The sequence below is a fragment of the Rhodococcus sp. 15-2388-1-1a genome (genome assembly GCF_002259145.1).
Taxonomy (GTDB): domain Bacteria; phylum Actinomycetota; class Actinomycetes; order Mycobacteriales; family Mycobacteriaceae; genus Rhodococcoides.
The window spans coordinates 18,828-41,714 of record NZ_NPFP01000050.1; the positions used below are offsets into that span (position 1 = coordinate 18,828).

Below are 22,887 nucleotides of genomic sequence, written 5' to 3' on the forward strand. Positions count from 1 at the left end.
CCGCAGTTCGGGCACCGCCACAGGAAAGACGGTGCCCGAGGACTGTCCTATTGCTGCGTGGACGATTTCAGATCGGTCAACGGCGCGAGCAGTGTTCCGATGTCGGTCAGGTCCCCGAGCCGATCGCATCGACCGGCCAGTTCCTTCAGTTCGACGTCGGAGAGGAACGGCCCGGCGTTGCTGGTGAACTTGGTCGAGACCTCACCGAACGACAGCGGCCGTTGGGGTCCTCCGCGGGTGGTCAGCACCTCTTCGACGACGACTGTTCCGTCGGTCAGGGTTGCGGTCAGTACCGCTGGAAACTGATGCGGGAAAATGGCATCGCATCGGGAATCCGGAACGACGTCGATTTTGGCCATCAGCGCTCGCCGATCGGCTGACTTCGCCAACTCGTCCGTGTAATCCTCGAGCGCAGCACCGAGTCCGCCCCCGCCCAGCAGGCCGACCACCACCGCGTAGGGCCCGCTGAACTGAGCCATGTATCCGGTCTCGGGCGTGCGCTTGACGTCGATGGGTTCGCCGATCGTCCGCAGGTTCGCCGCGGGCACTCCGAGCTCCAGCTTCTCGATCTGCTCCGGCCCGATTCCCCTCGCCCGCAGGGCTGCTCCCGCGTCGATCGCAGCATGGGTGAAGTGGTTGGCCGGGTAGGGCTTGAAGAAAATTCCGGGAACGGCCCACTCGGAGCCGAGCCCGTCCAGAATTTCGTCGGCTCGACCCGGCTCGTGCAACCAGGCCTGGAAGAAGCCGAATCGGCCTTCCAGGACGGTCGGCGGTCCCGTGATCCCGTGTCGCGCAAGCCCGGCCGCAGACAGCGCGGAGTGTGCAGCCCATCCGCAGTGCATACGCTTGACCGTTCCGCCGGTGCGGTTGGCCTCGATGATGCCCGACGCCATCGACGCGGCAATACCCATCGTGTCCACGATCCGATCCTCGGATGCACCACCGATGACCGCTGCAGCCACGGCGCTGCCCATGGCACCGCAGATGGAAGTGGCGTGTTGACCGTGCTCGAAGAACACCGAATTCTTGGTCTCCGGATCGAAGCCCGCCATTCCGATCCGCACACAGACTTCGAGCCCGATCGCGATGCCCCGTACGAGTTCTCGACCGTCGGCTCCGTGCTCTTGAGCGGCCGCGAGTGCCGCAGGCACCACACTGGCACTCGGGTGCAGGATCGACGGCAGATGGGTGTCGTCGAAATCGAGCGAGTGTGCGAGCACGCCGTTGACGAAGGCGGCCATGGCAGGAGGCAGTGCAACGTCGAGCCCGACGGCGGACGCCGTTGCCGACCCACCTTGTTCTCGTGCCCACGCGGTCGCGGCCCGACTGGTATCGAGGTCGGTGGCGGCCACCGCGATGCCGAGCGTGTCCAGTACTCGCATCCCCACCGAGGCGACAACGGCCTCGGGTAGATCCTGGTAGCGGGTGGTCGCGGCGAAGTGAGCTATGTGCTGTGCGAGAGTGCGTTCGGTCATGCGGACCTCACCGCCAACGGCCGGACCGGCGAACCCGTTGCGCCGAAGATGTTCAGCGGAACGAGGAGGAACGTGAACTCGAAGAGTTCCTGCTGCGAGAGCTCTTCGAGGTCCAGTGCCTCGATGATGTAGATTCCGCTCTCCACCAGGAGAACCCGGTGCGCGGGTAGCAGACCATGGCCGCTGCCGGGAGCGAGCCGCTCGAACGCTATGGTGTCGGCACCCGCAGCGTGTACGCCCTTGTCCGCCAGCCACTGCGCACCTGCTTCTCCGACTCCGGGAACGCCGGACGGTCCGCCGACGTAGGGCAGCCCTTCGGCGAACAACTGCCCCCAGCCGCTACGAATCAAGACGACATCGCCAGGTCCGATCTCGACACCCTCGGCTGCACAGGCAGATTCGAGATCGTCGACGGTGATCTCGTATCCACCCTCGCAGCGGCCGACACCGAGGCGCCTCGGAATGTCCAGCAGCACACCGCGGCGGATCATGGGCTCGATGGTGTGCACGCCGTGTTCGACGTATTTCCCACCGAGGCAGGACTGACCTGCATCGGCACCGCCGTGCAGTTTGCCGTCCTGGCTGACGTGAGCAAGGGCGTCGATATGCGTGCCCACATGCGTTCCGGTGGTGATCATGTCGTTCGCGGCGCTGCCGCCATCCGCTCGGGTCATGTCACCGTGCCTGCGCGGCAACGTGTGCCAGAACTGCGGATGATTGGGTGACTGTGGCATGCCGACTCTCAGCTGCCTCCCGAGATCGACTACGTGCACGCCCCCTTGGACGGCACGAAGAAGTTGATCGGACATTGCTTCATCTCCTCGTTCGACGCTGAGCAGGCACCTCACACCAGCGTAGTTTTGTTTCGCTAGCCGGAACGCTTGTGACTCTCCGAGAGTTGCGCCGGCGGTAGGACGAGCGTAGCAGTCTGCTGGTTACCCGTCTCGATCATTGACTCTTTCGTTCTCCACCTTCTACAGTCCGCGAATGGACGGTTCACACGCGTTTCGCTCAACGGAACATATTGCCGCAGTCGATCGTCTGGCTGCCGTGATGGTCGAGCTCAGGGGCGCACCCTTGACCGCACCGCTGAACGAACGGGTTCGGTTGGTCCTGTTCGATCTACTGGGTGTCACACTCGCCGGTGCCCGCTCCGCCGAGATGGTCGAATTGCGAAGGAACTGGGCTGCAGAGACCGGATCGACGCACCCGATCGGTGGAAGCGCAGGTACCACTGTCGAAACCGCGTCCGAGCTCGACGCGATCGCATCGTGTTGCCTCGAACTGGACGAGGGGAACAAGTACGCCGCCGGTCATCCTGCTGCGCACGTGCTCCCCGCGGCTGTCGCCGCGACCAGGCTTTCACCGACGCCGATTTCGGGTTCGACCTTCCTGACGGCCATCGTGGCGGGATACGAGGTTGCTGCCCGATTCGGCTGGGCACTGAACCGCAACAGCTCCTGGCACACCCATGGACACTGGGGTGCTACCGGTGCGGCCACGGCAGCGGCATTCATACACGGTGCCGGTGCGAACGAGGTTGCCGCAGCGATCGACTCCTCGTCTGCGCTGGTTCATGTAGCGCCATGGGCGGTGGTTCTCGACGGAAACTTCTCCCGCAACCTGTGGATCGGCGGTGCCGCGCGGGCGGGCCTGAACGCGGCCAGGCTGGCCCGATCGGGGGCGGTGCACAACTCGGGTGCCATCGAGCACACCTTGGGCGCGATTGTCGGGACCTTGAACACCGCCAGACTGACGGAGGACCTCGGCGATCGATGGCTCACGCTCGAGGGCTACACGAAGCAGCACGCCAGCTGCTCGTACACGCACGCCGCCGTCGACGCCGTGCAGAGTCTGCGCTCGAATGCCGAATGGTCCGCGGAGGACATCGAACATGTGCGAGTGCGAACGCATTCGTTGGCAGAACCACTGTTTCGCCGACACCCCTCCAGCAGGCTGGGCGCCATGTTCTCGCTGCCGTTCGTCGTTGCAGCCGCCGTCGTGTCCGACGCGATAGACGTCGAATCTCTCGATCCTCGAGGTGCGACTTTCGCGGCGGCCGAGTTGTTCAGCGCTCGGGTCGACGTGGCGTCATCGAGCGATCTCGATGCTCTGCTGCCCGCGCGTCGAGCCGCCGAGGTGACGATCGAATTCAAGGACGGACGTACGGTCTCCGCGACCACCCCGAATCCAGTGGGCGACATCGACCATTTCCCGATGGACTACGCCGCACTGCGGGCCAAGATCTCTCGCTTGGTCGGCGAATCCGATACCACCGTTCTCGAAGACATCGTCGATGCCCTCGGCGCGACGGAGGACGTGGCGGCACTGTTGCGCGAGCTGCCCAGGGACTAGCTTCGTCCGAAGCGCACCTCGTCGACGAATGCGTCTACAGCGCAGGACAATGTTTGCCGTAGCGAATCCGGCACGGTGACGGTCACCTGCACCAGATACTGATCGACGATGTGGTGGACAACGACGTACCGGGTCCGGGCGAAGAGCAACCGGCCGTCGCAGTCGTAGCGACCTGCGATCGAGACGGCCGGTAGACCGCAGAACGCGTCTCGGTCGTGACCGATCTCGACCCAGCCGGGCAGCGCCCGAGAGTCACCGAAGCCGCAGTCCAGCAACGATTCCGGATGGACCGATCGACTGAGTTTGCCGACCAGAACGACCGCGTTCGGTACGAATCCCTCGACCGCGTTCACCGGTGAGGACAGCACCGCGGTGGCGTGTGGGAAGTGATGCTCGGAAACAGCCTCCCAGTCCGGTAGCACCGGGAGCTCGAGCCCGAACCTGTCGCATTCGTCGCGGTGCACCGGTGCCAGTTCGACACCCTGCTGCTGGAGATAGGTTCCCATCGTCCTTTCTCGAACCGTCACTGGACAATGCTCCTTCCACCGACAGTCGATGCGGCACGGTCGGCGCGGATGCGCTCGCGCAGGCTGGGCGGACGCAGTAACTCCCGCGCATCCTCGCGTCCCAGTTGCTCGCGCGCCCAGGGATTGTCGCGACACCACAGAAGCAGCGCGAGCAGCGTATTCGGTTCGACCTTCTTCTCACACGCCATGATGACCAGCTCCGGCTCGTCGGTCTCGCTCGATCGGCGCGGGACTCTGATCACCGGCAGGTCACCTCGGTGCGGTACAGCTGGATTCGGATGCTCCTCCAGGCGCAGATCCGCAATGTCGCTCCAGGGCAGGACCGTCACGTCGTTCGACACCTTCCACCCACGACGCCGATAGATTTGTCGGACAATACCTTCGGGGTGCAGAGAGACCCTGGTGCGGTTGACGATGACGAACCCCAGGACGAACCACGCCAAGCATGCCGGCGCGCCTATCGCCGTCAGCAACTCGGCCCTCCCTTGACGAGGGCCCGGTCCGTCATCCCTGAATACGAAGTAGGACAGGCCCACCACCGACGCGAAGGCGAGCAGACCTGCCCGAGCCACGAAGTCCCCGCGCCCGGGCACCGACAAACCGGCGCCGACGCCTGCAACGTCGACCCGCCGCACGAAACGTGACAATCGCGCAGCTCCGATGCCGGACATCGGCACAGCCATCCCCAAGGGAAGGAGCACGAAGAACGCGAGCCACAACAGTGCCAGGAGGCCGCCTGCGCCCGTCCTGGCAATCACAGGGACAGCGACAACCAGCAGTCCCACCACTCCCGTACAGATGCCGAAAACCGCTGCGAGCCAGCCAAGGTGGACACTGCGCCACCTCCGCACCCACACAGGTCCCGGATTCGCTGTCGCAGGCGCCTTCGCGCCTGTGTCCTCACGATCGGTCATCGCAGTGTCCATTCGAAGACCTTCGATACGCCGTGGCTGACGGAGCCCCCGACCAGGGCGCCCAACGCAACGCCTGCGGCAGCACCGGCAACCGTGCCCGGCCCGGGAAACACCGAACCCGCGGCACCACCGACTCCCACCAGGGCACCGGTCACGTAGCTCGCAGCTGCGAGGCCGGCGGCGGTACTCGCCGTATTGACCGCAATCGCCTCGCCGGGGCTCACCCCCTCATCGATATCGTGGGCAATCGAGGGCACCGTTCCCGCCACCGCGCCGAACGCCCCCAACCCCCGACCGATGTTCTTGGCAACATCGTCGACGGAACCGACACCCGGAAGTTCGAGAGTCCTCCTCGTCACGTCGGTCATGCCACCGATGACGGTGGCTGCTGCGGTCGTCGGCCAGTCCGGCATCCACGAGAACGACCCGTCCGGGTTCTCGACGAACTTCCCGGTCGGGCTCGTGAGCGCGAGCTCGGTCAACAACTTCGTGGGCTCGGCCAACTGCTGAGCAGCGTCGAGTGCGGCCTTGTCTGCCTGCTTCAGAGCACCCTGAATGTCCTCGGTCAACTGCGCTGCAGCAGAACGTAGTTCGTCGGCCTGTCGCATCTTCTCCTCGCCCAGGCCGTCCGGTATCAGCGCGATCATCCCGTCGGGATCCACCACACCGTCGGCCCGAACGGCGAACCCGCTCGTCGTCGCCGCCGACACCTGCGCCTGCAGGTGCGCCTTCGCGGCGTCGACCATTCCTGCTGCTGTCTCGAATGCCTTACCGAGTGAATCGATCTCACCGCACACGGAGCTCATCCGGGAGCATTCGGTCACCACGCGTTCGGCTGCGGCGTCGGCTGCTTCACCGGTCCACGTCTCGGCCAGTGTGTCTTGCTCCTCCAGCACTCCGGTGCGCTGGCCGTTGACGCGTTCGACGATCTCCGACAGTTCGATCATCGTCTTGCGCATCGACTCCGGCTCCCAGCCCGCGACGTGCGGCACGGTGGGGGTCACTTCGGCTGGTCCATCGCGGCGAGGCGGCGGGCGAGTTCGTCGTCGGCGATCTCGTAGTTCTGCGCGACGCCGCGGGCGATGTCCGCGACGCATTCGGCCCGCCCGGCCAGGGCTGCAACAGCTCCGGCCGCTGCTGCTGCCGCCGCCGCACATGCTGCGTGAAAGTCACTACCCTGCACCGCATTCTCCGACGCACGAAACGGGGCAAGAGCATCCACCTCACGGATCACCCCACCAGTTGCCGACAACACATTCGAGAATTGCCGCAGGATCGCTGGATCCACATTCACTGTCATGACGCTCCCCCGAGTCGTACCGTATCGACGCCCGGTGAATCGGCGTCATCGGGTTTGACGCGAGTAGGCCCCGATCGGTTCCGTCCGGTCCGATTCCGGAGTCGCGAATGCGGCGGGTACCGTTGGCCCGGCTAACGACATAGGGGGTGCTCGCCATGAACGGCCGTCGACTGTCGTTCGCTGCCGCGGCCGGACTCGCGGCCGCGATGGGCGTCGGGCGATTCGTGTTCACGCCACTACTGCCGATCATGGTCGATGCGGCGGAGGTGACGCCGAGCAGCGGTGCCGTCATCGCGACCGCGAACTACGCCGGCTATCTCGTCGGCGCAATCATGTTGTCCGTACGCCCGTCGATCAACACGACGACATCGTTCCGACTGTGGACCGTGGTCCTCGTAGCCAGCGAGTTGGCCATGGCCGCTGTCCATTCCACCGCTGCGTTCTCCGCACTGAGATTCCTGGCAGGCCTGGCGAGCGCAGCGGTCTTCATCGCGTGCGCGAGCACCGTGACGAAACATCGCGCCGACGGTGCCTCCCCCGGTATCGCGTTCGGCGGCGTCGGCGCAGGCATCGCGGCGTCGGGACTTCTGACCCTGCTCGTCGGACCGCACCTGTCCTGGGAGGCGCTGTGGGTGTGCTCGGCGCTCCTGACAGCGGTCCTCATCGCCCCGGCGTGGACGCTACGGGTGCATCCCGAGCCCGCAACGCGGGCTGCGCCCGGCGATATCGACCGCAGGACCCGGACCGTATGGCGGACATTGCTGTTCGCGTACTTCCTCGAGGGCCTCGGCTACATCATCGTCGGCACGTTTCTCGTGGCTGCGGTCGGTGGCCACGGCAGCACGTCGGTGGGTCCGGCGGTGTGGATCGTCGTCGGATTCGCCGCGATACCGGCGACGGTGCTGTGGCAGGCAGTCGCCCGCCGAACCAGCATGCGCAACGCCCTGGTGGCAGCGTTCGCGTTGCAGTCGATCGCAGCAGTACTCCCCGCTCTGACCGGGAACACCATCGCCGCCGTGTTCTCGGCCCTGCTGTTCGGCGGAACGTTCATGGGCATCACGATGCTGACGATGAGCACCGCCCAGACACTGCCCATCGGGCGTACCGCGGCAACACTGACTGCGTTCTACGGCGTCGGGCAGGTACTCGGCCCACTGATCGTCGCGCCTGCCATCGGCGACTCCTATTCGATCGCCTTCGCTGTTGCGACGGGGGTGCTCGTGCTCGGGACTGCCGGCGCCGTACAGGTATCCAGACTGACCGCGTCGCGCTGAGGACGACTCAGTGCTGTGGGTCGTAACCCGGGACTTGCGCCAGAGTCTCGAACGTTCGTGCTCGGCCCCATTCCACGTGTGCGAACGCAACAGCGGCAGCCAATTCCGTGTCTCCCTTGGCGATGGCGTCGACCAGGGAAACATGCTCCCCGTGTCGCAGCGACGGATCCCGTTCGAGATTGGCCATGTTGAGTCGATTGCTGCGCTCCCGCAACGGTTCCATGATGACCGGGAACAGCCGGTTGGCAGACAAGGCCTCGATCCCCGAGTGCACCCCTGAGCTCGCGTGATGAAATTCGAGCAGATCACCCCGGTCGAGCGCTGCACCTGCACGGGACACGGCGTCGACCAGCAATGACGCGTCCGCACCCGCCGCCACAGCGGACGCTGCCCGTCGAGCCACGAGCGGCTCGAGCGCGGACCTGATGTCGTACAACTCGTCGACCGAACTTCTGGTCACTCCCGTCACCACGGCAGGGCGTCTCGGCGACAGCGTCACCAACCCGGCCGCTTCGAGCAATGGAAGCGCCTCACGAATCGGCACCCTCGACACCTGCAACTCGGTTCCCAGATTGCGCTCGCTCAGCGTTTCACCAGGTCGGAGGCGGCCGTCCAGAATGCGTGTTCTGATCGCGTCGAACACCGAACGCGACAGCGACTCGCGACCCTCCGTGGATGCCATGATGCTTGTATACCAGCGAACCGAAGGTATACCGCGCATCCACAGGGGCTCTTGGCAGACTTTGCCCAACGGAGACCTCGACAGGAAGGAGCAGGTGAGAGGACCTGGAAACACAAGTGTTACCGCCGAGAAACCTGTCGCGGCGCAACTCTCCGTAAATTCTTCGCTGTTGGTATACCACTTAGCGAGAGGCACTGGGATGAGCGTCCCGACCACGAACGAGAAGCCGTCACCTATCGACCCACCGCCCGAGGCCGGCAGCCTCAGCGAACAGATCGAGGCGTCGTACTCGAAGATCGGCCTCACCACAGCGCACTTCGGCATCGTCGCCATGGTCCTGTTCGGTGTGTTCTTCGATGCCATCGAACAGAATGCCGTCGGCATCACCGGACCGCTCCTGCGTGAATCCTGGGGCCTCGGCGGAACCGAGATCGGACTGCTGAACACCGCGACGTTCACCGCCGTCGCACTCGGGCGCATCCTGGCCGGAGCGGTGATGGACCGTTTCGGTCGTCGAACCCTCCTCGGCGCAAACCTTCTCGTCTTCGCGTTCGGCTCGCTACTGTGCGCATTCGCACCCAACTACGAGGTGCTGGTGGGCGCTCGGTTCCTGGTCGGGCTCGGACTCGGCGGTGAGATCGCCGTCGCGGTGATCATGCTCTCGGAGTTCTTCTCCGCCAAGCATCGCGGTACCGCGGTCGGCATGATCAACGTCGCAGCTGCAGGCCTGGGCAACATGCTCGCCCCACTGTTCGGGGTCATCGTCTTCGCCATCTTCACCGGTGACGACCGCTGGCGTTGGCTGTTCGGTCTGCTCGTACTGCCCGCACTCGCGGTCGTGTTCTATCGCCGCTCGCTTCCGGAAACACCTCGCTTCCTCGCGGCGACAGGCCGTGTGGCCGAGGCCAATACCGTCATCAACCGCCTGGCGCAGGGCAAGCTTCGCGGCACCCTCGACTCCGAGGTTCAGTACTTGAACGTCGACACCTCGATCGATGATCACGCCGCACCGCGCGCGCGGTGGACGGAGATGTTCGGACGGCGTTACCGCAGAAGCACTCTCGCCCTCGGCATTGCCGTCTGCATGTCCTACGCAGCACAGATCTCGATGCTCACACTCATTCCCGTCATCCTGACCGAGCGGGGAATGTCGATCTCGAGTGCGCTCTGGTACACCCTCGTGATGCAGTCCGGATCGCTGATCGGCGCGCTGACCGCTGCGCTCATCGCCCGCAAACTCCCCCGCAAGGTGACTCTCACAGGTGGCGCTGTACTCGGTATTGTCGCCGGGCTCGGATTCGGCTTCTTCGCAACGTCCATCGGCCTCGTACTGTTCTTCGGTGCCCTGTTCAATTTCTCGGTCATCATCCTCAACACGACGATCTGGCTGTTCGCACCCGAGCAGTACCCCACGCGAATCCGTGGCCTCGCGACGTCGGTGATCCTGGCGCTGGGCTCCCTCTCCGGCGGACTGTTCCCGCTCATTGCCGGAGCCGTACTGGACTCGTCCGGCGTGGGTGCCATGTTCGCGATGCTGGCCGGCCTGTTCATCGTGTGCGGCATTGCCGTGCAGTTCCCGAAAGAGACCTTCGGACAACCCATGCCGGAAGATGGCTGAGCAGTGAAGATTCTCGTGATCAACCCCAACTCGAACACTGCAACGACGCAGCTGCTCGTCGACGTCGCGCGGCGTTGGCTCCACGACACAGAGTTCACCGTCATCGGGGTCACCGCGGGTACCGGACCGGCGATGATCACCGGCACCGAACAGTTGCGTGCTGCCGGACCGGATGTCGTAGCAGCGGCCCTCGACGCGATCGAGCACCATGGCCCGGCCGCGGTGATCGTCGGCGCGTTCGGTGATCCCGGTGCGGCCGAACTCCGAACCCTCGTCGACATTCCGGTCGTCGGGATCGGCGAGGCAGGAATCCTGTACGCCGCACGAGGCGGTCGCCGCTTCGCGATCGCCACCACCACAGCCGATCTCGCCGCCCAACTCGATGCGCTGACTCGTGCCACCGTGCCCGACGGCGATTTCGCGGGTGTGTTCCTCACTGCGTCAGCACCGCTGGTCCTGGCCGAGGACCTCGCATCGAGCGTTGCCGAATTGGGAACGGCGGTCGATGCAGCAGTGGCCGCCGGAGCGAGCGCCGTTGTCATCGGCGGCGGACCGTTGAGCGATTCGGCCCGGCGGCTGGCGCTGCGCACCGACGTGGATGTCATCGAGCCGGTTCCGAGTGCCGTTGCGATGGTCGTCGACAGAATCTCGAGCTCGGTGCGCAGCTAGCTCTCTACCGTCGCCCGAAGGCCCTGGACACCAGCCAGCCCTCGACCATTCCGGCGAGGAAGATGCCCGCGATCGGTGCGTACTTACGCACCGGTTCGGGCATCAGGCTCATCGCATTCAATTCGCCGCCGACCGGGCTCGCAGCAGCAGTCCTCACCGCTGCAGGCGTGGTCGATTCGGCTGTGGCCGAACCACTGAGCAGCGCACCGAGATTGACGGCGAACTGTTGCAGCACCTTGTTCGAGACAGCGACGATCGCGCCCTTACCGAACGAGACGATCTTTCCGCTGATCACCAGATCGGTGTTCAGGGTCAACCGCGTACGGTCACCGATCGCCTCGACCGCCAGTTTCACCTGGGCCTCGGCATCGCCGTTTCCGTGCGAGTCGGCTCCTTTGGCTTCGAGTGAGAGCGTGCGGGTCTCGGCGTCGACCTCGAGGAACCTGATCGTGCCGGCGTACGACGCGCTGATCGGGCCGACCTTGACCTTGACTCCACCGAGGTAGGTCTCGCCGTCCTTACCGGTGATGGCAGCACCCGGTACGCAGGTCGCGACTTTCTCGACATCGTTGATCAACCGGAACACGTCCTCGGCCGAGGCGTCGATATCGAGTGTGTTGGTCAAGATCACTGGGAAACTCCGTTCACACAGCCGGCGCAGCGCCGCTGTTCGGCACACGAGTCGATGGCCTCGACGATGGTTTGATACCCGGTACAGCGGCAGTAGTTCGACGCCACCACCTCGCGGATCTGTTCCTTGGTCGCATCGGGGTTGTCGGCGAGGTAGCCCTCGGCCAACATCAGGAATCCCGGTGTACAGAACCCGCACTGCAGGCCGTGGTGGTCTGCGAAGGCCTGCTGCAGATCGTTCAATTCACCGTCGATGCCGAGTGATTCGACGGTCTCGATGTCCGAGTTCTCCACCTGCGCTGCGAATGTCAGGCACGCGCGGGCCGGCTTGCCGTCGATCAGCACGGTGCAGGCTCCGCACACGCCGTGCTCGCAGCCGACATGCGTTCCGGTGAGCTGCAGATCGTGCCGCAGTACGTCGACCAGAGTGCGGCGTGGTTCGGTGATCACCTCATGGATGGTTCCGTTGACGTTCAGTTCGATCAGTTGCTTGTTGCTCATGGCCTTCCCTTCGCCAATGCCGCCTGTACCGCCACGGGGGTGATCGGTGTGTCGTTCAGTTCGATTCCGGTGGAGCGCAATCCGTCGTTGACGGCGTTGAGCACGGCGGCCGGTGCGCCGATCGTGCCGCCCTCACCGGCTCCCTTGGCCCCGGATTCGGTGAACAGGCACGGCGTTTCGAGGTGATGGATCTCGATGTCCGGGATTTCGCAGGCAGTGGGCACCTTGTAGTCGATGAAGCTGGCGCACAGTGGGTTTCCGTGATCGTCGTACGACACCTGCTCGAACAACGCACCGGCGATGCCCTGGGCAATTCCGCCCCGGCACTGTCCTTCGACGATCTTGGGATTGATGGCGACTCCGCAGTCCTCGACGCACACGTACTTCAGAATTTCCACCTGCCCGGTGCCCTCGTGTAACTCCACGACAACGCCGTGCGTGGCGTTGGAGAACGTACCGTCGTTGAACACGTCGAAGCTGGCGGTCGCCGACAATCCCGGTTCGACGCCCTTCGGTAGCAGCTGCGCCTTCAGATACGCGACGTCGGCGATGTCCCGGTAGGTGACGTACTTCGAATGGTCGTCGCGCTGACGGACGCGCCCCGAAGCAAGCTCGACGTTGTCGTCGCGAGTCTCCAGCAGGTGCGCCGCGATCTCACACAGTTTGTCTCCCAGCTTGTTCGACGCCAACGCCACTGCACTGCCGCCGATGGTGATCGAGCGGGAGGCGAACGACCCGAAGCCGTAGGTGATGCGGTCGGTGTCGCCCTGCACGATCTTGACCTGTTCGACGCCGATGCCGAGTCGGTCGGCGACGATCTGCGCCATCGTGGTCTCGTGACTCTGCCCGTGGCTCATCGTTCCGGTGGTCACGACAACGGTTCCGGAGGTGTCCATCCTGACCTCCGAGATGTCGAACCCGGGCACCACGTTCATCTTTCGAGCCGCGAATGCGCTGCTGCCGTACCCGGTTCGCTCGCTGAAGCACGAGTATCCGATGCCGATGTGTCGGCCGTCTGCGGTTGCCCGCTCCTGGAAGTCGTACCAACCGCCGTCGCGAAGGGTCTGCTCGCACAGGTTCAGCGCCTCGAGGTACGAGCCCGGGTCGTAGGTGATGTTGTTGACGCCGGTGTACGGGAAGGCGGTGATCACGTTGCGCCGCCTGATCTCCACTGCATCGAGCTGCAGTTCACGAGCCGCTCGCTCGAACAGCCGCTCCATCACCATGACGTACTGCGGCCGGGACACCCCTCGGTACGGCGCGGTCGGTGCCTTGTTGCTGAACACGGAGCGACCCCGCACCCGATATGCCGGAACCTGATACACCCCAGGCATTTCGGCCGAGGCCATGAGCGGTTCGATGCCTGCGGTGAAGGGGTAGCACGAGTACGCACCCATGTCGCACACGACATCTGCGTCGAGGCCGAGAATGTGCCCCTCGGAATCGAACGCGGCTCGCACGTCGTACTGCTGTTCGCGGGCCAGGAACGACGCCGTCAGTGCGTCCTTGCGATCCTCGATCCACTTGACCGGGCGACGGAGCTTCAATGCGGCCGCGGCCACAGCGATCTCCTCGCGGCCGACGACGCACTTCTGCCCGAAGCCGCCGCCCATGTCGGGCACGACAACCCGAACCTGGCGTTCGTCGAGACCGAGGCACTGTGCGGTGACGGTGCGAACCTGGTGCGGGACCTGCGTGCAGATGTAGATGATCAACTGTTCGTCGCGGTCGTCCCAGTAGGCAATGCATCCGCGGGTCTCGAGCGGCAGTGCGTTCTGACGCCCCGTTCTGGACTGCACGGACACCACGGTGTGCGCGTCGTGAAAGATCTCGTCGATGCCCTCTGTGGCGAACATCTGCACGTCCACGACGGTGTTGTTCGGCACCGAATCGTGAACCAGCGGAATGCCCTCGGACATGGCCTGGTCTGCGCAGGTGACGGCGGTGACGGTCCGGTACGACACTCGTGCCGCTTCGAGCCCGTCCTCGACGCTGTACGCATCGGCGGCAACGACGATGGCCAGCGGCTCACCGACGTAACGTACGACGTCGTGCGCCAGCACGGGCATATCGGTGGGCACGAATTCGCTCAGCGGACGCGACAATTCGGCGCGGATCGGCCGCAGGCCCAAGTCCGCCGCGGTGAAGACGCCGTGCACTCCCTCGACCCCGGTGACATCACCGACATCGAGACCGGTGATGTGGCCGGCCGCGACGGTGCTGCGGACGAACTGCGCGTGCAGCATTCCCGGCATCGCGATGTCGTCGACGAATCTGCCTCGGCCGGTGAGCAACCGCGGATCCTCGCGGCGTGCGACCGAGGTGCCGACGAATTTCGGCGTGAGAACCTGATCGACGCTCACGTGGGCACCCCCTGCGATACCAGTGCGTCGCTGCAGGCTTCGGCGACCAACGTGCGCACCAGGGCGCGGCGGTACTCGGCGGTGACCATGCCCTCGTCCTCCAGTTCCAGTGCTTCGGCTGCGGCGTCCGCGCAGTCGGCGAACGATCCTCCTGCCGCGAGCGCGACCTCGCCGGCGGGAGATCGCATCGGGGTCGCGCCGACCCCCGCGAGGGCGACGCGCCCGCCCACCACGGCCACGCCGTCGAGATCGAGAGACACCGCTGCGCCCACGATTGCGAAATCTCCCTGCCGCTCTGCGTATTCGGTCACCGCAGCGTGCGGTGCCGGGTTCGGGAACACGATCTCGACGATCATCTCGTCGAACGCGAGATCGGTGGAGTAGTACCCGAAGAAGAACGAGTCTGCCTCGACGGTTCGCCGCCCCCGCACGCTCTCGACGACGATCCGGGCGTCGAGCAGGATGGCCAACAAGCACCATTCCGCGGTGGCGTCCGCATGGGCGATGCTGCCGCCGACGGTGCCGCGGGTACGGATCGGGTAGTGCCCCACCCACCGCATGGCCTCGCAAAGGACGGCGAAGTCCGTTCCCACGTCGCCGGATTCGACGTCGTGGTGGGTGGTGAGCGCCCCGATGTGCAGGCCGTCGAATTCTCGGCGGATGTATCGCAGAGTGTTCAACCCACCCACGTCGACCAGATGCCCGGGCCGGGCGAGGCGGAAGTTCATCATGGCGACCAGAGACTGGCCTCCGGCGATGATCTTCGCGTCCTCGCCGAGCTCGGACAGCAGCCGCACTGCACCCGACACATCGCGCGCCCGGTGGTAGTCGAACTGTGCGGGCTTCATCAGACCCGAGCCTCGCCCGCGACTACCTCGGTAGGTTCGTCGACGAGGGTGTCGAGTTCGCGTCCCTTGGTCTCCGGTGCGAAGTACGCCATCCAGATCACCGCGAACAACACGAACGCGGTGACGATGCCGAAGGTCAACGGCAGACCCAGGATCGGCCACATCACCGAACCGAAGAGCAGTGGCGCGAAGCCGGTGGCCACCCGGCTGACCGAGGACGCGTACCCGAATCCCGAGGCACGGATGTTGGTGGGATACAACTCCGAGACGTAGCAGTACAGCACCGGGATGGTCAGCTGGATGACGAACCCGAAGATGCCGAGCCAGATCAGTGCAGCCGATTGGATGTCGAGCATGACGGCGAACATGACCAGCGCGCTACCCGCGATCGGGCCGGACAGCCCGATGACCCACTTGCGTCCGAAGATCTCCACGATGAACGCCGAGGTGAGCACACCGACGATGCCGACTCCGGTCATGAGCGTCGTACCGGCGAAGGCTGCGAACTCTCCGTAGCCCTCGGCGCGGAGGATGGACGGCATCCAGCTCAGCGCTGCGTAATAGAGCAGCATGATGGACACGAACAGCATCCAGGCTGCGGCGGTGATGCGCGGGCTGTAGCGCCAGACCGATTTGAGCTGTGTCAGAGCAGCTTTCATACCACCCGGGCCCTTCGGTGCGGTATCGGCGACGATGACGTACTCGACGGCCTCGGATCCGGTACGCGTCACCATGTCGTCGATGACGGCGCGGGCCTCTGCTTCTCGGCCGACCTTGGCAAGGTAGATGGGCGACTCCGGGATACCGCGTCGGACCCAGAACAGCAGCAGCGCAGGCAGAACCATGAACAGCAGCATGTAGCGCCAGCGAACATCACCGTCGATCGGGACCAGAAGTGTCGCCACGACGCCGCAGATGGTGGCACCGATCGGCCACCAGACGTCCATCGCGGACAGAATCTTGCCGCGAATGCGGCGTGGCGAGAATTCGCTGACCAACGCGTAGTCCACCGGGATGCAGCCGCCGAGGCCGAACCCTGCGAGGAACCGCAGAATGATGAAGATCTCGAAGCTCGGCGCAAAAGCTCCGAGGACCGAGAACAGCGCAAAAATCAACAGCGTCAACGAGAATGCACGCTTACGCCCGACCCGATCGGCGATCGTTCCCCACACGACGGCTCCGACGGCCATGCCGATCAGGTTGCCGGTGGCGACGAGACCGCGCTCGGCCTGGGAGAGATCCCAGTAACTTCCGAGCAGCGGCGTCAAGAAGCCGTTCAGCGCCACGTCCCAGGCGTCGAACATGTATCCCAGCCCGCCGATGATGAAGATCTTGCCCTGCACACCCCATTTCCAGGGGAGTTCCTGTACTACCTGATCACCAGTCTTCATCGCAGCCTCCGGCGCGGTGTTGTGGTCCGAGGTCGTCATCGGACGAACGAGTAATGGAATTTCTCGTCGTCGCTGTCGTCGAGCGGTGTACCGCTCCACAGCCAGTCGTACGAGATGTCGGACTCCCCATCGAACGACGCCAGTGTCGCGTCCCGCTTCTGCTGCTCGGGTCCATCGGGTATGTGGTAGAAGGTCTTGTTCTGCAGGCTCGCGTCCTGCACCATCCGCGCGTGTCGGGCCCGGCGAAAGACGTAGCGCGCCAACGCCTCGTCAATTCCGCTCGCGGTCACCTTCGCGAGTTCCTCGGCCAGCACGGCGGCGTCCTCCATGGCCTGCGAGGCACCTTGCGCCTGGTACGGCAGCATGGCGTGGCAGGCATCGCCCAGCAGCGCGACGCGGCCGTCGGTCCAACGCGGGTCGGGCCTGCGGTAGTAGAGCGCCTGGCACAGCACGTTCTCGTCGGCCTTGGACAGCATCGCGTGGGCACGGTCGTCCCAGTCCGGGAACGTCGCCATCAGTTCCTCGGGTCCGACGAGCCGTGGTCCACCGTCGCGGACCTCGTCGGTACACGGTGCCAGCGCAACGACATTGAGGTATTCGCCGTCACGAATCATGTAGTGCACCAGGTGTCGGTCGGGTCCGTACCAGATGGTGCTCTGGTATCGGTCGACGAGCCAGCGGGTGGCCGGATCCTTGACGATTCGATCACCCGGAATGAGTGCGCGGTATGCCATTTCGCCGGAGAACACCAGCGTGACGGGCAGACCGATGAGATCGCGCACCGTCGATCGGATTCCGTCGGCTCCGATGAGCAGATCCGATTCGTACCGACGTCCCGCTCCGGTGACCGCGACGGGCCGCATCGGGTCGGTGCGATCGACCTCGACGACCTTCGCGTCGGTCTCGAACACCACGACCGGGCCGGGGCCGTCGGGGTCGAGGCACTGCGCGTGGATGGCGGAGTGCAGGTCTGCGCGGTGGTAGTGCCAGTAGGGCGCGTTGAACGTTTTCTTGCAGTACTCGCCGAGTGCGGTGAGCGCGATGACCTTGCCGTTCTCCCACCGCCTGCGCACCTGATCCATCGGCTCGGTCTTGATTGCTTCGAGCTTCTCGCGCATACCGAGGGCGATGAGAATGCGGCTGGCGTTCGGAGCGGTCTGGATGCCTGCGCCGACCTCGCCGAGTTCGGCGGCAGCTTCGAGTACCGTTACCTGGATTCCCCTGTGCCGCAGCGAGAGCGCCGCGGTCAGCCCGCCCAGGCCGCCGCCTGCGACGACCACTTCGATCGGTGCCATGTCAGTTCTCCACCAATCGACCTTCGGTGACGACGTCGATGCCGTCGATGGATACGGTGCAGGCGCGCATCCCGATGTCGAGGTGTGCGTAGGAGTCTCGGCCGAGGACGGGGTGCGGGCCGGTGGACCACAGGAAGCTGCCTGCGAACGCTCGGGCGTCCATGCCCATGATGTCGTCCTTGCCGTACATCGCGGCCGCGAACCAGTCGCCGGTCTTCATCAACCCCCAGCCCATGTGGGACAGGTAGCGCGCCCACTTGTCGTTGGAGTCGTCGAAGAACATGTTGAGCAGTGCCGCTTCTGCGCCGCCGGTGACCTCGTCGATGTGGCCGTTGGTGACGGCCAGTGTCGTCCTGTCGCGGACGTACTCCTTGAACGGCAGCAGGATGTCGCCCTCGGACAACACGATCTGTCCGTTGGAGATCTCCGGCCAACACAGCACCATGGTGGACGGCCAGTGGTCCCAGCGTCCCTTGTCGTCGGCGAAGCCCACCTGGAACTCGGGCTGCGAATTGCTCAGTTGCACGGTGAGATCGGTGCCGGCCTCGTTGGTGATGCGCATGGTCGAACCGTTGCGGATCAGATCGACGCCGGCCTGCACCCGTTCCTTGTCTCCGTCCTGCGGCATGTTCCTGATGAGCACGTCCGGGGCGTCGCACACGAAGATGATGCGCGTTCCTGCGGCCAGGATCTCCTGCTGGATGGGCGCGTGTATGAAGCCCTCGCTGGTCAGATCGACCACCAGGTCGGCTCCCTTGAGCATGTCCTGTGCGACCGAACTGTTCATGACCGACACCAGACCGGGGCCCGCACCGGTGTGGGTGCTCGGCATCGGTGCCGGACTGCCGCCGGGAACGGTGGCCGAGAGTACCTGTGCGCCCAAACTCTGAGCCGCCCCGAACGCAGCCGAGACGTAATCACCGCGGCTCGACGGTTCCGCCAGAATGACCACCTGCTCTCCGGGCCGAACTTTGCACAGCTCGAGCTGACGGGTGAAGGCGCGCAACAGATCAGCTGATCGCAGATCGAACATCTCGGTTCCTCTCGTGATCGTTCTCGGTCGTTCGTGTCTCGGTGATACCGCCCAGTCGGGCAAGGTCTTTCAAATAGGGGACTTCGTCGCGTGCGTCGAGCAACTCGCGGCGAGTCACTGTTGCCGACACCGATCCGACGCTCTCGTCCATCTCGACGATGGTGCGCCCCTGTGGTCCGACGATGACGCTGTGGCCCGCGAACCGTGGGCCGTCGCCGGTTTGTCCGGTGAGTCCGGCGGCCGCGACGACGACGCCGTTCTCGAGTGCGCGCGAGCGGGTGAGCAGCTTCCACACGTGCAAACGGACGTGCCCGAAGGCCGACGGTACGGCGATCACATCGGCTCCTCGCTGGACGAGGTCTCGGACTGTCTCGGGGAACCCTGCCTCGTAGCAGATCACGACGCCGATGGTGCCGAACGGAGTGCTGACCAGCAGTCCGCTCTCAGCGCCAGGAGTGAACACCGATTTCTCTCGGTCCCACAGAAAGCGCTTGTGTCCCAGAGCGATCAGGCCGCCCGGCCCCACGACGAGCGAGCTGTCGAAGACGATTCCGTCGGCATCACGAAACGCGATGGCCGTCACCAGAACCGTGTCGGTCTCGGCGGCCAGCGCTCCGAGTGCGGTCGACGTTCGACCGGGTACGGACTCTGCCATGGTTTCGATGCCGTCGAGATCGTAACCGCTGGCGAACAATTCGGGCAGAACGATCACCTTCGACCCGCTCGCGGCGAGAGCCTGCACCTCTGCGCGCACCGCGTCGATGTTCTGCTGCCAGGCTCCGATTCGCGAACCGGTCTGCACGACAGCGATATCGAACGTATCGACGACCGATTCGGTGTCGACGCCGCGCAGCCGGGCCGAGGCGGTCACTGCGCCACCCGATTCATGTCGGTGGTGTAGAACGGGCCCGCCAGCCTGCCGAGAAAACGGTGTTCGAGAGTATCGACGTGCAGGTCGGCGGTGAGCAGTCCAGGCCTACTGGTCACCGCCGTCACGGTCCCCAACACCAGAGTGTCCGTGCCGAGTGCAATTTCCTGCATCGTGCGGCATTCGAGAGAGACCAGGGATTCGAGCACCGACGGGGCCGCGACCGACACCGACGGCACCGCGGTCATGTGCGAGAGCTCGAATTCGTCGACCTCCGCATCGACGGTGGCGAAACTCGCGGTCACCGCATCCACGGTGTCGGCGGACGGAATGTTGACGACGAATTCGCCGGTGTCGCGAATGTTGACCAGTGTGTCCTTGAACTCTCCGGGGAACCCGATGCGTTCACCGATGGAGATCATCAGCGTCGCCGGATTGCGCGACGCGACGTTGAAGAAGCTGAACGGTGCCAGGTTGCGGACGCCGTCGCCGGAAACGGTCGAGATCCATGCGATCGGACGAGGCTGCACCGCGCAGGACAGCAGTTTGTACACATCCCCCGACGACATCGATTCGATGTCGTGGTGGGTGCGATCCGTGAGCTCCAGAGAGTCGCCTACCTGGGAAGTCATCGAAACGAGCCTTCTTTCGCTTGCTGTGCAACCGGTCGTGCAACCGATTGCGTTGCTCTGACGATAGAGGGGTTTCTCGGTCGATGTCGAGCTTTGGGCGACAAATCCGGAACCAATTAATGGCACCGTTACACGGGCACGGGTCGCGTAACCTCCGCCTTACTCCCCGCGCAGACCGGCCCGCGCGGAATCGGTTGCGCTGCCGAGCCGACGCGGGGGTCCGTACCCCTCCGAGGTCCCGTCGACGATGCGAACCTCGTCCTCCCACGGCACTCGGTAGGTTCCGTCGGCGAGGTCGCGAACGTAGGTGTACGGGCAATCGCGCGCCCCTCCATCGAGCGCGGTGTACCCACGATGACCCAGTTGATAGATGTTGTTCTCCACTCCCCACTCGCGACGCGCCGCATCCGCCCTGGCCGGCTCGATCGACACGGTCACCACCCGATCGGGTGTCGAATCGCCGCGCTCGACGATCGTTCCTTCGTAGTCGCACACCATCGCCTCGCCCATCGACGGGATGCCGTTGCCGTCCTCCCCCGCCAGACACACCGACGCCGTGTACGCCAAGTTGTGAAAGGCATTGGCCTCATTGGTGATACGCCAGGACTGCCGCAGCGGAAACTTGTACCCGGCCGTGCGCAGCAGCACGTTCGCACCGCGATAGCTCGCCTCCCGCGCCATCTCGGGGAACATTCCGTCGTGGCAGATCAACAGCGACAGCACCGACCCCTTGGGCCCTGGGCAGACCGGCAGACCAATATCGCCTGGCTCCCACGGCTCCTTGGGCGTCCAGGGATGCAGTTTGCGGACGTACAGCGCGATGTCACCTCGGTCGTCGACGATGATTCCGGAGTTGAACGGCGCTCCGCCGGGGTTACGTTCCATGATGCTGAAACACCCCCACACTGCCGACTCACGGCACGCGTCGCGCAACCGCTCCACCTGCGGACCGTCCATGTCACACATCACCTCGTCGGACGCCCACGACGACTTGCGCAGACCGTGCAGCGAGTACTCGGGGAACACCACGAGGTCGAGCGCCGAGAAGCCGGCCTTCGCCTCGCGTAACTGCCTGCACACGCGATCGGTCGTCGCGTTCACATCGTCCATGCTCGTGATCAGCGGAATCTGCTGCTGAACCAGGCCGAGCGTGAGCGACGTCGGCGACGGATTGAGACCACCCAAACCTGTCATCGAATGTCCGTTCCTCGAGGGCAACTTGTTGCGCAAACGATTGCGCACGGTGCTAGCTTAGGGGTCATCAGGGGTCGGGGCAGCGCCGACGGAGGATCGAGGGGAACCGCCAGTGGACAGCACTACGTCGGGAAGCGTCACGCTCAAAACGGTCGCAGCTGCTGCGGGAGTTCATGTCTCGACCGTTTCCCGAGCTCTGCGACGCGTTGCGCTCGACCCGGCCGGTGCCAGCGCCGGAGACCTGCGATTGTTCGAGCTGGCCCGCGAGATGGACTACGTCCCCAACCCCAACGCGGCGAGCTTGACCACCAAGAAGTCCACCGCGTTCGGTGTACTCGTCCCCCGATTGACCGACGTGGTGCTCTCGGCGATGTACGACGCCATCGAGGAAACAGCGAACCGTGCCGGGTACGAGACCTTCGTCGCCAACACCCACGACGATCCGATTCAGCAGCGTCGACGCATCGATCTGTTGCTCGGCCGCAACGTCGACGGCCTCATCTTCGGGGACGCTCGCCTCGACAGCGAGAACCTCGAGGACCTGCACCGCCGAGGAATCAAGTTCGTGCTCATCAGCCGTAGATACCCGGGGATGACCTCGGTGACGTGCGACGACCATCGGGGCGGTTACCTCGCCGGTGAGCACTTGGCCAGACTCGGCCACACCCGAGTGGGGATCGTGTCCGGTCCGGCGTGGGCCAGCACCGGGATCGACCGATTGGAGGGCTGCCGAGCTGCCCTCCGCGATGCAGGCATCGACGTTCCGGACGAGTACGTACGGGAAGAGGGCTTCGATCCCGAGGCCGGACGACGCGGGGCCACAGCACTTCTGGCATTGCCGACACCGCCGACGGCGATCTTCGCGACCAACGATTTCAGTGCCATCGGAGTTCTCGGCGTCCTGCGCGAAGCGGAATTGCAGCCGGGACGCGACGTTGCGGTCGTCGGCTACAACGACATCTCGATCTGCAGCGAGCTGACGGTGCCCTTGACGACAGTGCACAGCCCGCACCGCGAAATCGGCACACGCGCAGCCGAAATGCTGTTGGCCGTCACCCACGGACTGCCGGTGTCCTCGGTGGCACTCACGCCGACGCTGGTCGTCCGCGACTCCACGGTTCCGGGACGAACTGCACCCAGCCACTTCTCGCCGGTCGGCGGGTAGCCGCAGTCATCTCTGGGTGCTGCCTGGAACATCCCGACGTGACGGAGATCGTAGACGGCCTTCACCAGCAGGTTCACCTTGACGACCCTCCGTTGCGTGCACTTCTATGTTTGGCAGACCCTCGGTGCAGGGAAGGCGTCGAGAAGGCGCAGC

22 protein-coding genes are annotated in these 22,887 nt (G+C 64.8%); 5 read left to right on the top strand and 17 right to left on the bottom strand.

Features of this window, described 5'->3' with window-relative positions:
- Positions 1–47 precede the first annotated feature (47 nt).
- Entirely contained in the window at positions 48–1,475 is a 1,428-nt protein-coding gene (locus tag CH302_RS27365; protein WP_037190732.1) for an MmgE/PrpD family protein, read from the bottom strand.
- Positions 1,472–2,284, bottom strand: coding sequence for a cyclase family protein (locus CH302_RS27370; RefSeq protein WP_037190730.1), 813 nt, complete (start codon positions 2,282–2,284; stop codon positions 1,472–1,474). Before CH302_RS27370 ends, CH302_RS27365 begins: the two co-directional genes overlap by 4 nt.
- Positions 2,285–2,462: 178 nt before the next feature.
- Here CH302_RS27370 and CH302_RS27375 point away from each other — a divergent pair, with 178 nt between their 5' ends.
- Positions 2,463–3,830 (top strand): MmgE/PrpD family protein, encoded by a 1,368-nt coding sequence (locus CH302_RS27375; protein ID WP_052047668.1) that lies wholly within the window; start codon positions 2,463–2,465, stop codon positions 3,828–3,830.
- Here CH302_RS27375 and CH302_RS27380 read toward each other — a convergent pair.
- From CH302_RS27380 to CH302_RS27395, 4 genes are read right to left on the bottom strand one after another with little or no spacing between them, the layout of a single operon-like run.
- Positions 3,827–4,336 carry an LpqN/LpqT family lipoprotein gene (locus tag CH302_RS27380; RefSeq protein WP_094650162.1) on the bottom strand — a complete coding sequence of 170 codons (510 nt, stop codon included), beginning with the start codon at positions 4,334–4,336 and terminating at the stop codon, positions 3,827–3,829. The two genes, CH302_RS27375 and CH302_RS27380, sit on opposite strands and share 4 nt — an antisense overlap.
- Before the next feature lie 17 nt (positions 4,337–4,353).
- Positions 4,354–5,271: a hypothetical protein gene (locus CH302_RS27385; protein WP_141216743.1), complete on the bottom strand. Its 918-nt coding sequence runs from the start codon at positions 5,269–5,271 to the stop codon at positions 4,354–4,356.
- Positions 5,268–6,275: a WXG100 family type VII secretion target gene (locus tag CH302_RS27390; protein WP_052047666.1), complete on the bottom strand. Its 1,008-nt coding sequence runs from the start codon at positions 6,273–6,275 to the stop codon at positions 5,268–5,270. Before CH302_RS27390 ends, CH302_RS27385 begins: the two co-directional genes overlap by 4 nt.
- Entirely contained in the window at positions 6,272–6,571 is a 300-nt protein-coding gene (locus CH302_RS27395; protein WP_052047665.1) for a type VII secretion target, read from the bottom strand. Before CH302_RS27395 ends, CH302_RS27390 begins: the two co-directional genes overlap by 4 nt.
- Before the next feature lie 155 nt (positions 6,572–6,726).
- Between CH302_RS27395 and CH302_RS27400 the strand changes: the two genes are divergently transcribed.
- Entirely contained in the window at positions 6,727–7,845 is a 1,119-nt protein-coding gene (locus CH302_RS27400; RefSeq protein ID WP_037190726.1) for a YbfB/YjiJ family MFS transporter, read from the top strand.
- Between the two features lie 7 nt (positions 7,846–7,852).
- Here CH302_RS27400 and CH302_RS27405 read toward each other — a convergent pair whose 3' ends face one another.
- Complete coding sequence (locus CH302_RS27405; protein ID WP_037190725.1) at positions 7,853–8,527, bottom strand: GntR family transcriptional regulator; 675 nt, start codon at positions 8,525–8,527, stop codon at positions 7,853–7,855.
- Positions 8,528–8,726: 199 nt separating this feature from the next.
- Here CH302_RS27405 and CH302_RS27410 point away from each other — a divergent pair, with 199 nt between their 5' ends.
- Together CH302_RS27410 and CH302_RS27415 are read left to right on the top strand one after the other, a co-directional pair.
- Positions 8,727–10,145, top strand: coding sequence for an MFS transporter (locus CH302_RS27410; protein WP_037190723.1), 1,419 nt, complete (start codon positions 8,727–8,729; stop codon positions 10,143–10,145).
- A 3-nt stretch (positions 10,146–10,148) separates the two neighbouring features.
- Positions 10,149–10,814, top strand: a complete 666-nt coding sequence (locus tag CH302_RS27415) for an aspartate/glutamate racemase family protein (RefSeq protein ID WP_037190721.1) — start codon at positions 10,149–10,151, stop codon at positions 10,812–10,814.
- 4 nt (positions 10,815–10,818) lie between these two features.
- Here the strand turns inward: CH302_RS27415 and CH302_RS27420 are convergent, their stop codons facing one another.
- The 10 genes from CH302_RS27420 to CH302_RS27465 form a co-directional block, all read right to left on the bottom strand.
- Positions 10,819–11,445 carry an SRPBCC family protein gene (locus tag CH302_RS27420; protein ID WP_037190719.1) on the bottom strand — a complete coding sequence of 209 codons (627 nt, stop codon included), beginning with the start codon at positions 11,443–11,445 and terminating at the stop codon, positions 10,819–10,821.
- Positions 11,442–11,945: a (2Fe-2S)-binding protein gene (locus CH302_RS27425; protein ID WP_037190717.1), complete on the bottom strand. Its 504-nt coding sequence runs from the start codon at positions 11,943–11,945 to the stop codon at positions 11,442–11,444. Before CH302_RS27425 ends, CH302_RS27420 begins: the two co-directional genes overlap by 4 nt.
- A complete protein-coding gene (locus tag CH302_RS27430; RefSeq protein WP_037190715.1) occupies positions 11,942–14,308 on the bottom strand; it encodes a xanthine dehydrogenase family protein molybdopterin-binding subunit in 2,367 nt (788 codons plus the stop codon). Before CH302_RS27430 ends, CH302_RS27425 begins: the two co-directional genes overlap by 4 nt.
- The gene (locus CH302_RS27435) at positions 14,305–15,156 is read right to left on the bottom strand and encodes an FAD binding domain-containing protein (protein ID WP_037190712.1); all 852 of its coding nucleotides are present in this window, start codon (positions 15,154–15,156) and stop codon (positions 14,305–14,307) included. Before CH302_RS27435 ends, CH302_RS27430 begins: the two co-directional genes overlap by 4 nt.
- Complete coding sequence (locus CH302_RS27440; protein WP_230596270.1) at positions 15,156–16,586, bottom strand: MFS transporter; 1,431 nt, start codon at positions 16,584–16,586, stop codon at positions 15,156–15,158. The genes CH302_RS27435 and CH302_RS27440 overlap by 1 nt, the downstream gene beginning before the upstream one ends.
- A complete protein-coding gene (locus CH302_RS27445; RefSeq protein WP_037190710.1) occupies positions 16,583–17,842 on the bottom strand; it encodes an FAD-dependent monooxygenase in 1,260 nt (419 codons plus the stop codon). Before CH302_RS27445 ends, CH302_RS27440 begins: the two co-directional genes overlap by 4 nt.
- Before the next feature lies 1 nt (position 17,843).
- Positions 17,844–18,875 (bottom strand): hypothetical protein, encoded by a 1,032-nt coding sequence (locus tag CH302_RS27450; RefSeq protein ID WP_037190708.1) that lies wholly within the window; start codon positions 18,873–18,875, stop codon positions 17,844–17,846.
- Positions 18,853–19,746, bottom strand: coding sequence for a carbon-nitrogen hydrolase family protein (locus CH302_RS27455; protein WP_052047664.1), 894 nt, complete (start codon positions 19,744–19,746; stop codon positions 18,853–18,855). Before CH302_RS27455 ends, CH302_RS27450 begins: the two co-directional genes overlap by 23 nt.
- On the bottom strand, positions 19,743–20,375 hold the full coding sequence (locus CH302_RS27460) for a flavin reductase family protein (RefSeq protein ID WP_052047663.1): 633 nt from the start codon (positions 20,373–20,375) through the stop codon (positions 19,743–19,745). Before CH302_RS27460 ends, CH302_RS27455 begins: the two co-directional genes overlap by 4 nt.
- A 159-nt stretch (positions 20,376–20,534) precedes the next feature.
- Positions 20,535–21,569 (bottom strand): formamidase, encoded by a 1,035-nt coding sequence (locus CH302_RS27465; RefSeq protein ID WP_037190707.1) that lies wholly within the window; start codon positions 21,567–21,569, stop codon positions 20,535–20,537.
- Positions 21,570–21,681: 112 nt separating this feature from the next.
- Between CH302_RS27465 and CH302_RS27470 the strand changes: the two genes are divergently transcribed.
- Positions 21,682–22,734, top strand: coding sequence for a LacI family DNA-binding transcriptional regulator (locus CH302_RS27470; RefSeq protein ID WP_037190705.1), 1,053 nt, complete (start codon positions 21,682–21,684; stop codon positions 22,732–22,734).
- The last annotated feature ends 153 nt before the right edge of the window (positions 22,735–22,887 follow it).